The sequence below is a fragment of the Telmatocola sphagniphila genome, from assembly GCF_018398935.1.
GTDB lineage: Bacteria > Planctomycetota > Planctomycetia > Gemmatales > Gemmataceae > Telmatocola > Telmatocola sphagniphila.
On record NZ_CP074694.1, the window covers coordinates 4,277,398 to 4,289,995 of the forward strand.

The window sequence follows — 12,598 nt, forward strand, 5'->3', positions numbered from 1 at the left end:
CCCAAAAGCCCTGCCGAAGCAGGTTTAATCGAAGGTAAGCACCCGCGACGGAAATTCTGCATCAGGCCACAACGATATTCACCATCTTCTTGGGTACGACGACGATTTTCTTGATCGATTTACCGGTTATCTGTTCGATCACTTTGGGGTCAGTCAGTGCCAACTTTTCCAACCCCGCCTGATCGAGATCGGCGGCCACCATCAGCTTCGCGCGAATCTTGCCATTGATCTGCACGGGAATCTCGACCCGATCTTCCACCAGTAAAGCCGGATCGAACTTCGGCCAGGCTTGATAAGCCAGCGTCGTCGTGTGCCCCAGCACATTCCACAACTCCTCCGCCATATGCGGAGCGTAAGGTGCCAGCAGAAGCGTCAGAGTTTCCAAAACCGATTTGGGCCGGACTTCTTTACCGGTCAAATGATTGCTGAACTCCATCATGGCCGCGATGGCCGTGTTGAAGCGGAGGCCGTTGGTGTCTTCGGTCACTTTCTGAATCATCTTGTGCATAAGCCGAAGAGTTTCCGCATCCGGCTCGACATCTTTCACCAACGGGGAAAGCACATTCGTCTCGGCACGATCGTCGACGACCATACGCCAAACCCGCGAGAGGAAACGATAGACCCCTTCGACACTTTTCATGCTCCAGGGCTTGGTCGCTTCGAGTGGCCCCATGAACATTTCGTAGAGCCGCAGCGAATCGGCCCCATATTCCTTGACCACGTCATCCGGGTTGATGACGTTGCCGCGACTCTTGGACATCTTGTCAGCTTTGCCCGTAAGTTCGACTTCTGTGCCGACCAGGAAAGTGCGTCCTTTTCGCTTTTCGATTTGCTCGTCGGGAAGATTCTTGCCTTTAGCAGTTTCCGAATCGGCAAGACGCAAAACGTAATACTCCTCTTCCTCATTCTTTACATGCGCGGGAATTACACGCAACTCTTCAATTTTTGCACGATGCTTTTCATAAGTTTCCGCGCTGATGCGATATTCCATCTCGCCCAGGATCATCCCCTGATTCACCAGCTTCTGGAAGGGCTCCGGGCAGTGCACATGCCCTCGATCAAATAAGACTTTGTGCCAGAAGCGGGAATAGAGCAGATGCAGCACGGCGTGCTCGGCCCCACCGACATAGAGATCCACAGGCAACCAGTGCTTGGCTTTAGCGGGATCGCAGAAGGCATTGGGATTTTTCGCATCGAGGTAACGCAGATAGTACCAGCAACTCCCCGCCCACTGCGGCATGGTGTTGGTTTCCCGACGATACTTCTTCCCATCAATGGTGACGTTGATCCAGTCGGTCGCCTTGGCCAAAGGACCTTCGGGACTACCCGTTGGCTTGAAGTCGGCCATCTGAGGCAGCGTTAAGGGCAGATCCTTCAATTCCAGTGGGCGAATGTTGCCTGTGGGTTTGCCTTCGCTGTCCAACTCATGCAACAACGGGAAAGGTTCACCCCAATAGCGCTGCCGGGAGAAGAGCCAATCGCGAAGCTTATAGTTGATGCGCCGTGTGCCCGCTCCCTTCGCTTCGAGATGAGCGATGATCTTCTGCTTGGCTTCTGCGGTTTTTAAACCATCGAGTAAACCGGAGTTGCAAGCGACCCCCTCTTCGCAATACGCTTCCGTCAAATTCTCTGGAGTGCTCCTAGTTTTCTTAAACCATTCTTCCGGTGGCTGCACCACAAGCGGTATCGGTAGTCCAAACTTTTTCGCGAACTCGAAATCCCGTTCATCATGGGCCGGCACGGCCATGATCGCCCCCGTGCCGTAGGTCGCCAGAACATAGTCTGCAATCCACACAGGAATCTGCTTGCCGTTCACCGGATTGATCGCATAAGCGCCGGTGAATACGCCGGTCTTTTCCTTGGCCAGTTCGGTGCGGTCGAAATCGGATTTGCGCGCGGCCGCTTCCCGATAGGCTTGCACGGCCGACTTTTGCTCAGAAGTAGTAATCGATTCCACCAGCGCATGCTCGGGAGCGAGCACCATGTAGGTGGCCCCGAAAAGTGTATCGGGCCGGGTAGTGAAAACCCGAATTTTCGCGGCCCCGGACGCCAAGGCGAAATCGACCTCGGCCCCTTCGCTTTTCCCAATCCAGTTGCGCTGCATCTGTTTGATCGATTCCGACCAGTCGAGCGGTTCGAGATCATCGATCAAGCGCTCCGCATACTCGGTGATGCGTAACAACCACTGCCGGAGTGGTTGTCTCACTACCGGATGATTGCCCCGTTCCGATTTACCATCGATGACTTCTTCATTCGCCAAAACCGTTCCCAGCGCCGGGCACCAGTTCACGGGTACTTCGGCGCAGTAGGCTAATCGCTTGGAGTCGATGAACTTTCGCTTCTCTTCTTCGCTTTTGAAATCGGCCGGGATGGGCAATTCGGCTATCGGCCGACCCTTCTTCTGATCGTGGTCGTACCAGGTGTCGAAAAGCTGCAGGAAGATCCACTGCGTCCATTTGAAATAGTTCGGATCAGTCGTATCGACTTCGCGGTCCCAATCGTAACTGAAACCCAGAGATTTGATCTGTCGACGGAAGTTATCGATGTTGTTCTTAGTGTTAATGCTGGGGTGTTCGCCCGTCGTAATGGCGTGCTGCTCGGCGGGCAACCCGAAGGCATCCCAGCCCATCGGATGCAGGACGTGATATCCAGCCATGCGCTTCTGGCGGCTCAGAATATCGGTCGCGGTGTACCCTTCCGGGTGCCCGACGTGCAGGCCCGACCCGCTGGGGTAAGGGAACATATCGAGTATGTAGATCTTGGGCTTACCCGCAACGGTCGGCGCGTGGGGATCGGGACAGGCGAAAGTTTTGTTCTCTTCCCAATATTTCTGCCAGCGCGGTTCGATGACCCGGGGATTGTAGTTCGGCATTATAATTCTCCTGGCCGGTATTTTTATCACCTCCGGCCCGGCTTTCATCCCATACAATCGGTACGGTTCTTCCCATCGGGAAAAATCGGGGGGTTGTAACAACTTTGGGGAAAACTCGGTATCCAGTGGGGTGGAACGTTTGTTATAGTGGAGATCGCCGGCCCGGTGACGGGTTCACATCCTCGGTCTAGGACGAGATCTAACGGATCGCGGTTCAAAAGAAATGGGTTGGAAACCAATAAGCCGTGCTTTCGCATTCCTACTTTTGTTGAGTGGGATGGCGCAGCTTTGCGCTCAGGATCCGCAGCCGGTTCTTGCGACTCCCGACAAGCTCAAAGAACTCACTTCGAAACTGGAACAATTGCAGAAGCAGTTGACCCAGGAAAAGCCGGTCGCGCCGAGCCGCTGCGACATCACAGGCCAGCAGACAAAAATTGGCGATAATCAATTTGCCCTACTCCAGTTGAAGTATCAGTTTCGGACCACGCAGCCGAAGCAGAATGTTCTATTGGGTTTAAAAAAAGCGTTCGTCACCGAAGCGAAATGGCCCGAGGGTCTACCGCCATTGCAAAGCACCGATGCGGGATTGACAGTCGCGGTGGAGAAAGCCGGCGATCACGAAATCACCCTGACTGTGGAAGCTCCTCTTCAGCCTCGAGGATTGCGGAATCTCGAACTCGGCTTCGATCTGCAACTTCCCGGTAGTCCTATTACGGTCTTGAAATGGAATAGCGCCGAGACGATCAAGAGAATTCGAATCGGCCGACGGGAAAACAGCACGGAGGCCATTGAGAGTAAGCGATACTCATCGTCCAGTCTTGCTTCCAGCGGAGCCGGAGAAGCCTTGGGTCCGGTAGTTTATCTGGAAGTCGCCTGGGAAGAACCGACCAAGCCGACGCCGGACAAACAGCGTATGGCCCGCAGCACTTGGGATGTGCAGATTCGCGATACGGAAATCGTCACTAATGTCGTTTTCAACCTTTCGGGGCCAGCACGGGAATGGCTGATTGCCGCTCCGACGAACAGTCAATTGACGGTCGCTCGAGCGGTCGGCAATACTTCCCTGGAAACTTCCTTCGATCCGCCCCCGGGAATTTTCCGCCCGGAGCCCAAAGAACCTCCCATCTGGAAAGTGGCTTTTCCCGAAGCGACTAACGTCGATATGAGCGTTACAGTCAGCTATACCCAGACGCGCGGCAAAAATCCCAATAGCAGGGAGCTTGTACCTCTGTGTGCCATCGGGGTCCTGGATCTCCCATTACAAACCGGGACCATCAAGATCCAAAGTATTCCCACTTTACGAGTCAAGGAGATCCTCAAGGGGGATACAAAACGCCAACCCGGAAGCGATGACCCTTCTGAAATTTCGTTACGTTTCAGTTCCATGTCCTCTACGAACAATTTACCGCAGCCCTTGGCGGAGCTGGATATTCGACCCGCCGTCGGTGTGGTCCAGACTCGTACCAGTCATTCGCTTTACTATTCGGAAACCGGCTGGCGCTTGAAAACGGATGTGACCGTTCAACCGATACGCAAGGAAATCGACAAAATCGAGTTAGTGGTTCCAGTCACAACCGAATTGGAAAACGTGCTGGTGACGCCTCCAGAATTGGTGGAGTCCGTGGAATCAGTAGTATCGGCCGAGGCAGTGAAGAACTTGAACCCCAGCCAGCGCTTGATTTCCGTGAACCTGGCCGCCCCGAAAAGAAATCCCTTCACGATCACGCTCGAAGGACTTTATCCGATTCCGCTTTCAGAAAAATCGGCCAACCTGCAGTTGCCCCGGCCTTATAAGACTCTCGATCGTGAAGGCAGCCTGACCGCCAATCCCTCACCGGGTATTGAAGTGTCCGGCACGATTCGCGAGTGGGATCAGGATAAAGCCGGCACCTGGACGGCTCCCCTGGAATCGCAAGGAGGGGGCATCATGAGCGCCAAACTCGCGCGAACCGTCGGGGAAGTGCTGCTGGATTGGAAGCCGAGACTTCCTCGAGTTAGTTCGATCAGCATTGTCGATTTGACGCTCAAAGAAAAATCGCTCCGTTTTGATGTGGAGAGTAAAGTCACCTTTTTGGAAACGGTCCCACCGAGGTTGCGCTGGAAATCGCGAGGCGGTGTCACCGCGATCCGCACTCCTGGAGGTTCTCGCGAAGTTTCCGCCGCGGGCGATTTCGTGTTGCCGATCTCAACCACGAACACCAAGGAAGCGGTCTTTCGCTTCAGTTATGAGATACCTCTTCCCGATCCGAAATCGGACGAATCTTCCCAATCTTTGAGTCTGGATTCGGTGCCCATTTTCTGGCTTGAGGCCGAGGGCCGGACGAATACCGATGTGCGTTTCTGGTACGATTCCACCAGCACGATTGAGTGGGATTTGAACACGATGCAGGCCGAGAATCATCTCTGGGAGGCAGCCCCGTACGAGATTGTGCCCGAGCGGGAGAATCTCCCTATTAAAGTGCTCCGCAGCGTGGCCCCGGGTGCGGATCTCTCCTTCGAGCTAGTACCTCGACAAGGTTCCGGCATTCAAACTCGGGTCTGGATCGATCGGATATTCGCCCAATCCCAGATGCCGGATCGCCAGCAGCGCAATCGGGTGCGTTTTCTGGTTCGCCGCTGGCTGACCCGCACCATCGATTTCCAACTTCCCTCAGATGCCAGCGATCTGGAAATTTTACTGAACGGCAAGTCGTTCGAAGTCACTCCTCCGGCCAACGACCCGAACCGGGTACAGATCGAAATGCCGGCCTGGAAACCCGATCGTTCCGCCGTGATCGAATTTCGATACAACCGTCCGGGTCGCGTTCTGGGACTGGCCGATTGGCAACTACCGATTCCTTTGGGGCGAGTATCGGTAGGGCCCTGCCGCTGGCAAATTGCCCTGCCGGGTCGGGCCTTACCTATGGCCTGGAGCGAAGCAATATTCGAAGAATCCTGGAGCTTACGACCCGGGTTACCGTTTCCAGTCGCGGCTCGCGGCCTTCAGGAGCTGGAGCGCTGGTTTACCAGTGGGGAGGAGCCGACGGAAGCGGCCGGTTGGCAACTCGACGAGGCGGGTATTACCGCCCGGCAAAACACGCTGGATGACTTACAGGTCTTGCTGCTGCCCCGATACGGAACGCTGATGATTCTTTCCGGTCTGGCCGTGGTGATCTGCTATTCGATTCTGAAAGCGAAAATGCTCATCCGCTGGATAATCAGCTTGTTGCTCATTGCGGGAATTCTGACGATCTATCTCTGGAACGGGCAATGGCTGCCTATCCTCCTGGCCTGCGCGCTGCCCGGAATCATCGGCTTTCTTCTGATTTTCGGCTACGTCCAATATCATTTGATGCGATATCATCGGATACGCAACAAACTCCCAGGCTTTCAGTCACACATCACTTTTGTGGAAAGCGCGCCTTCGAAAAACGGCAGCGCCCGCAACACGACCAAATCGGCGGATAAACCTCTGTCTTCACTCGGGAGCAACAAATGATCGGGCGTTTCCTCGCGCTGATCGTTTTGCTCCTTTTTTTTGCGGCCGGGACATACGGCCAGCAGAAGATAGCACTGACCCCTTCGCAGCTAAAGAAAGAATTGGCGAAGCCCGAAACTCCGCCATTGACCAAACTGCCCCCGTCGGAACTCGATGTACTTCTTAACCCGCCGGCTTCCCATCCTAAAGAAGTGGGCACTCGGCTGATTTCCGCTGCCTATCAAGCAAAATGGGTCCAGTCGGCCAGTGGCGACAGTTTCCTCACTGGTAAAGGGGAATGGAAAATCGCTCATCGTGCGGGTACTACGAGTTGGCTCCCGGTCGAACCGATGCAACTTGCCTTGAAAGAAGCCACTTGGAAAGAAGGTCAAAGAGCAGAATTTCATCTTGCGGAATCGAATCTCGGTAACCAGTTATCCCTGGCGGTGGTAAAAGAAGGATCGCTTCATTTCAATTGGTCGTATAACGGTCAGGCCGACCCCGGGGAAATACGATTCGACCTTCAGGTACCTGCCGCGCCGGTGGCGATTTTCGAACTCGATACTCCGGCCGATTCGCGCCCCTACCCGCTACAGGAAATACTGATCGATGGCCCGGTTCCCCAACCGGACGGACAACTGCGCTGGCGGATGGTCTTCGGCGGCCAGAATCGTCTGGCGTTTTCCATCCGAAAGATCGGGCCGCCACAAAGCGTACTGATTCGGAGTCGCTTGAACGCTGTTCAGACTTTTCGCACCAATCAAGTTATGAACGATTACGATTTCGATCTGGATATCAGCCGGTCGGGAGTGACCGAACTAGTTCTGATTCACGATGTCCGCCAGATCGTTCGACAAATTCAGATTAATAATCTGCTCGATTGGACCATTGAGGACATTAAGGATACGGCCGATAAACGCATACGCATACGTTTAAACGAACCGATCCGCGGCGGCCGATTACAAGTCCGTACGGCCTCGCCTCTACCCTCCGAAGGCGTCACTTGGACCAGCCCCTCTTTACGGATAGAGAACGGCCTTTGTCTGGCGGAGAAGCTGGAATTTCGGGCAATCTCCAATTGGAAGCCGGAGGCAGTTCAACCAGGTACGTTTCGGGCCGCAGATAAATGGCTGAACGGAAGCGATGGAACGCAAAGCCTGATGTTGGAGTCGGCGCTTCCCGCCGTCGGAAAGAATCTCACTCGTCCTCGACTGCAACTCCGACCGCGCGCCGGGGAATTCTCCGCCGAGCAAATCCTGGAATGCAGTATTCAGAAGGAACGCGCGACACTGCGACAGCAGATTCAATTGCAGGTGAAATTTGGCAGCGTTTCGCAACTTGCGGTCGAAATACCCAAGGATTGGGAGGTCGAAAGGGTGGAAATAGCCGGTTCCGATTTACCTCCGGAATGGCAGGTCCGCGGCACCGATCTGATCATCGAGCCTTTGCGCGGCTGGATCCCCGGTAGCCTGGCAAAAATCGAGGTGGGATATCGCCGGCGTCTTCAATTGCAGGAGGATTTTCAGCTACCGATTCCCTGGCCGCGGATTCGATCGGCCGTCGATGTGCAAACCCGGTTGAGCTGGAAACTGCCCGTCGGTTGGAGTGCCAGCTTGGATTTTCCCGTACTCTCGTACAGCTCCCCGTTCTTAAAAGCTCTTGAGATTGCGACACCGCAAACAGGCAAACACGCAGAACTGACAGCGCATATTCAGAAATTGCAGGCTTTCCCAAGTCCGACGGGACGCACCAGCCGACCCAACGCGACTTTGCAGGAACCGAACTGGAAAGCGGAGAGCCTCGACTGCTCCATCGAAAGCGGTCGGACGGTTCGGTGCAAACTTGCCAGTAAAATCTTGCTGCAGAACTCCCAAGACTATTGGGCCCCCCTGGTGATACCGCGCCGCTTCGAACTTCAGGAAGTGCTGATAGCCGGGCGGAACGCTCCGATGCAATTTGCGGAAAATGGAGACTGGTTGATCGAATTGCCACGACCTTCCCTGAATCCGCAGCTGGATCTCGAACTCACTTATCGCTTACCCCTGCAAACGAAATTTTTCCATCTGGAGTGCTCCCAATTAGTACCTGAGAATCTCCTGGGAGATTGTCCCATCAAATGGGAACTCCCCGAGCATTGGATCTTGCGTTCTCAGAAACCGGGCGATGGACGAACCGCTCTGAAGGGCACCTTCAAATTTTATCGTCAGCAGCAACTTGTTCTTTTGGCTCTGGTGGTCCTGGCGCTTCTCACCTTAGTGCGTTTTCTTGTCACTACCAGCCCCCGGAACTCACCTCCTCCGGCGAAAGTAGCAGCCGGGAGCCTACTGCTTCTCGCCGTTATCTGGTTCACCGGAGGTCTCTCCGCCGGTCAGCCACCGGATAATATTCGCATCTGGGTCGTCAGCGAAACCGAAGGCAAATTTGCTTATGTGCCGACAGAATATCTGGAGAATCTGAAAAAACCCAAGCCGGACAGCTCGACGAATCTGATCGTAACCGAGGCCGAGTATGTGGGCGCCGTGCACGAAAGCTCGGCGGAGTTTATTCTCGACTGGAAATTGCAGACCCGAAAGGACGAATTGACTTACCGCTTTGCACTTCCTGATGCGAGGCTGCGGAGCGTAATGATCGATGGCCAGATAGGTTATCCGCGAGCTTTGAGTTCGGATAAGTATGAAGTCGACCTTAAAACCGCCGGGGAGCATCGTCTGGTGGTAACGGTCGAAACGCCCGTATTGGAAAATGGCTCCGACAGTGAGATTCGATTCGGCATCCCCGAACTGCCGCAGGCCCGTGTTAAATTATTTCTTCCACCCTCAGCTCAGCAGGCCCGGGTGATAAATCCACGGGGAGAACAAACTATCAATTCTTCCATTCTGGGAAGGGTACTCGTGGCGGACCTGGGCCGAGTACGGACGATACACTTCCGTTGGAGTTCTCAGAATCCGAATCGAAAAATTGATTTCTACGAAATCCATCGCCTGGAAATCGAAACTGGAACTATCGCTCTGCAGTCGGCCTGGCAGTTCGATGTCAAAAATGGATCGATTCAGCAGTTGAGCCTGAATATTCCCGAGCAATGGCTGATCAGTCGGGTGGAGGTGCGACCCGATGGCGTTTTGAATCCGTTGCCAAATTCGTCGATTAAAGATTGGACTCAAAACCCGGAGGTAAAAAACGGCTTCCGGGAATTGAAGGTCGATCTGCAAAATTCTCTCAGTGGCAAATTTCGCTTACTCGTCGATATGGTACCGGCGAAACTGCCGACCCAACAGCTCTCGATCCACTGGCCGGTTTCACTGGAGGGATACCCCAGCAGTACGCATTACTGCTATCGCCAGACCGGTTGGGACAAAGTCACTTTGCAGGAACCTCAGAAATTTCTGGAGATTCCCAGCGAACTCTACTGGCGGGAATCGGCGCGGACCCTGTTTGGCCCAAGTGTACTTACCCCTCCGGATCGAACGTTTCAGAGGATCGGGTCAGACAATCCGACGATGAAAATTCTGCTGAAATCCGATCGTTGACTTGTTACTTCGACTAAACTTACGAGAATTTCACCGACAACTCTGCGAAGACTTCCGGGGATACCGCCATGTTCAACATTGGTTACTTTAAAGGGCAGGCGACCGATTACATTTTCCGATACAAGGCAGGTCGGGTCGTAGGCGAAGGAAATGGTCTCTCCTTCTTCTACCTGCGGTATGACACGCAGATCGTCGCGGTTCCAACGAATAGCCAAGATTCCAATTTCGTGTTTAATGAAGTCACCAATAACTTCCAGGAAGTGATGATTCAGGGGCAATTGACTTATCGCATCGTCAATCCGAAGCAGGCCGCAACACTTTTGAATTTTGCCATTCACCCCGAGAAGAAGAACTACCTCACGAACGATCCGGAGAAACTGGCCGGCCGTGTCAGTAACGTGGTTCAGATAGAAACCCGCAAAGAGATCCAGAAACGAACTTTGGAAGAAACTCTGCGGGACTCGCAAACCATCGCCGCCGAGGTGCTGCAAAGACTACGCAATTCCAAGGAACTCGAACCGCTCGGCCTCGAATTGCAAAGCGTCTATTTCTTATCCGCCCGGCCCAGCCCGGAAGTGGCAAAAGCTCTAGAAGCGGACTATCGGGAGACCCTGCTTCGCAAAGCCGACGAGGCAACTTACGCCCGCCGGGCGGCCGCGGTCGATGAAGAACGAAAGATCAAGGAGAAGGAACTAGCTTCCGACCGCACCATCGAAGAGCAGCGGAAGGATTTGATTTTGCTGCAAGGGGCAAACGCCAAGCAGGAGGCGGAGAACCGCGGCCAGGCGCTGCTGCAGGAAGCGCAATATCAAGCGAAGGCAGCCGAGATGCAACTGGCCATTTTCCGGGAACTCGACGCCAAGAAAGTCCTGGCCTACGCTCTCAAAGAACTCGGCAGTAACGCTGGAAAAGTCGGAAATCTGACGATCACCTCGGAAATGTTGGCGAGTCTTTTGAACGATAAAGCGGACTCTGCTCATAACGGCTAAGGGGATAAGGCATGGGGGCCGGACCTCGCTTCGAAAAGATAGTGGTGGTCACGCAAAAGACCGCTCTCGAAGAACTTATCGAACGCTACAACACCGAGAGACAGGCTCGGTTTTACATCGAGCATATGGGCGGCTCCTTCGACGAATATCGTTTCGCGCATGATATCTACCACAATTCTTTGCTCCAGCTCAAACAGTATCTTCCCCAAGGAGTGCGACATCAGATAATTGACCGCTCGTTTCTTCCCCAGTTTCTGTTTAGCGAACGGGATATGGTGGCAGTGCTCGGGCGCGATGGTCTGGTCGTCAACACCGCCAAGTATCTCCAGAGCCAGCCCGTACTCGGTTTTAATCCCGATCCCAGCAGAATCGATGGAGTACTCTTGCCGTTTCGAGTGGAGGCGGCTGCGCATATTTTCCCCCGAGCCATCTATGGGATCTTCAAATCGAAACGGATTAGTATGGCGCAAGCCACCTTGAACAACGGCCAGACGCTTCTTGGTGTCAACGACATTTTCATCGGACCCAAGTCTCACACATCGGCCCGCTATCGCATTCAATTAGCGGACAAGTTTGAAGATCAATCCTCGAGCGGCCTGATTGTCTCTACCGGGGCCGGTTCCACAGGTTGGTTTCGATCGTTGATCACCGGAGCAGCCGCTCTGATGTCCGCTCGAGCGCACAATCCCAAAATCCGGGAGCAGCAAAAAAATTATCAATTCCCTGCGGATTCTGACCACCTCGTCTTTTGTGTTCGGGAACCTTTCATCAGCAACACGTCCCAGGCGGATCTCATTTATGGAATGATCCCGCGCGGGAGCGAATTGATCCTGCAATCGCACATGCCGCAGAACGGGGTGATCTTCAGCGATGGAATCGAATCCGATTTTCTGGAGTTCAACAGCGGCACAACTGCGCGTATAGGTTTGGCGCCAAATCGTGTGAAATTGGTTGTAGCAGAGAAACAAAATCCCAGCTGACTGGCGATCGAAGAGAGCAAATTAGGCGGCTGGAGTGAATAATTAAAATAAATTTCATTTAGAGCCCGGGCCATTATTTCGGCAGCAATTTTGGCAGCTTTTTCTTTTTTTCCAGACCGTCCCTTTCCGGGCAGGACCGGGCGCTCTAAATTTAAATGTTCAGCAATTATATGAACCGGAAGTTCCGGAGGGGGCCCGCATGGCCAAGAAGAGCAAAGACGCACGATCCTATATCAAGCTGGTCAGCAGCGAAAGCGACCATTGCTACTTCGTGCAGAAGAACCGAAACAACACCAAGGAACGCTTGGAACTGCGGAAATACGATCCCACGATCCGCAAGCACGTAAAATATAAGGAAGGGAAGTAACATGAAAAAGGGCATTCACCCCGAATATCGCGATGTGGTATTTCTCGACCAGGCGGCCGATTTCAAGTTCCTCACCCGATCCTGCGTCAAAACCAACCAGATGATCAAGTGGGAAGATGGCAAGGAATATCCGCTCGTCCGCGTCGATATTTCCAGCGCCAGCCATCCCTTCTTCACCGGCAAGATGAAACTGCTGGATTCGGCCGGTCAGATCGAACGCTTCAAGAAGAAGTTCGGCAACTACAAGAAGAGCTAATCACTGTAAATTGCCCTGCGATTTATAGTCCAGCAGAGCCTGGAGAATTCCGAGATGATCTCGGATTCTCCAGGCTCTGTCCCATTTCCCATCCGCAATTTGATAAGCTCGAGCCAGGTATTTCGCAAAGAAGTGCGATACCAGGCTACT

The 12,598-nt window shown here is 53.8% G+C and carries 7 protein-coding genes; 6 read left to right on the forward strand and 1 reads right to left on the reverse strand.

The window, feature by feature from the left end; translation table 11 throughout:
• Window positions 1–61 precede the first annotated feature (61 nt).
• A complete protein-coding gene (gene leuS, locus KIH39_RS17110; RefSeq protein ID WP_213494435.1) occupies window positions 62–2,872 on the reverse strand; it encodes a leucine--tRNA ligase in 2,811 nt (936 codons plus the stop codon).
• Between the two features lie 277 nt (window positions 2,873–3,149).
• Between leuS and KIH39_RS17115 the strand changes: the two genes are divergently transcribed.
• From KIH39_RS17115 to KIH39_RS17140, 6 genes are all read left to right on the forward strand, one after another.
• Window positions 3,150–6,350, forward strand: a complete 3,201-nt coding sequence (locus KIH39_RS17115; RefSeq protein WP_213494436.1) for a hypothetical protein — start codon at window positions 3,150–3,152, stop codon at window positions 6,348–6,350.
• Window positions 6,347–9,856 (forward strand): hypothetical protein, encoded by a 3,510-nt coding sequence (locus KIH39_RS17120; protein ID WP_213494437.1) that lies wholly within the window; start codon window positions 6,347–6,349, stop codon window positions 9,854–9,856. Before KIH39_RS17115 ends, KIH39_RS17120 begins: the two co-directional genes overlap by 4 nt.
• 68 nt (window positions 9,857–9,924) lie before the next feature.
• Complete coding sequence (locus KIH39_RS17125; protein WP_213494438.1) at window positions 9,925–10,845, forward strand: SPFH domain-containing protein; 921 nt, start codon at window positions 9,925–9,927, stop codon at window positions 10,843–10,845.
• Window positions 10,846–10,856: 11 nt separating this feature from the next.
• Window positions 10,857–11,825, forward strand: a complete 969-nt coding sequence (locus tag KIH39_RS17130) for a diacylglycerol kinase catalytic domain-containing protein (RefSeq protein WP_213494439.1) — start codon at window positions 10,857–10,859, stop codon at window positions 11,823–11,825.
• A 199-nt stretch (window positions 11,826–12,024) separates the two neighbouring features.
• Window positions 12,025–12,192 carry a 50S ribosomal protein L33 gene (rpmG, locus tag KIH39_RS17135; RefSeq protein WP_213494440.1) on the forward strand — a complete coding sequence of 56 codons (168 nt, stop codon included), beginning with the start codon at window positions 12,025–12,027 and terminating at the stop codon, window positions 12,190–12,192.
• Window position 12,193: 1 nt separating this feature from the next.
• A complete protein-coding gene (locus tag KIH39_RS17140) occupies window positions 12,194–12,448 on the forward strand; it encodes a type B 50S ribosomal protein L31 (RefSeq protein WP_213494441.1) in 255 nt (84 codons plus the stop codon).
• Window positions 12,449–12,598 lie beyond the last annotated feature (150 nt).

Excerpts from the sequence above, each read along its gene's own strand:
- KIH39_RS17125 (WP_213494438.1), top strand. The coding sequence starts at position 9,925 with ATGTTCAACATTGGTTACTTTAAAGGGCAGGCGACCGATTACATTTTC.
- KIH39_RS17115 (WP_213494436.1), top strand. The coding sequence starts at position 3,150 with ATGGCGCAGCTTTGCGCTCAGGATCCGCAGCCGGTTCTTGCGACTCCC.
- rpmG (WP_213494440.1), top strand. The coding sequence starts at position 12,025 with ATGGCCAAGAAGAGCAAAGACGCACGATCCTATATCAAGCTGGTCAGC.
- leuS (WP_213494435.1), bottom strand. The coding sequence starts at position 2,872 with ATGCCGAACTACAATCCCCGGGTCATCGAACCGCGCTGGCAGAAATAT.
- KIH39_RS17120 (WP_213494437.1), top strand. The coding sequence starts at position 6,347 with ATGATCGGGCGTTTCCTCGCGCTGATCGTTTTGCTCCTTTTTTTTGCG.
- KIH39_RS17130 (WP_213494439.1), top strand. The coding sequence starts at position 10,857 with ATGGGGGCCGGACCTCGCTTCGAAAAGATAGTGGTGGTCACGCAAAAG.
- KIH39_RS17140 (WP_213494441.1), top strand. The coding sequence starts at position 12,194 with ATGAAAAAGGGCATTCACCCCGAATATCGCGATGTGGTATTTCTCGAC.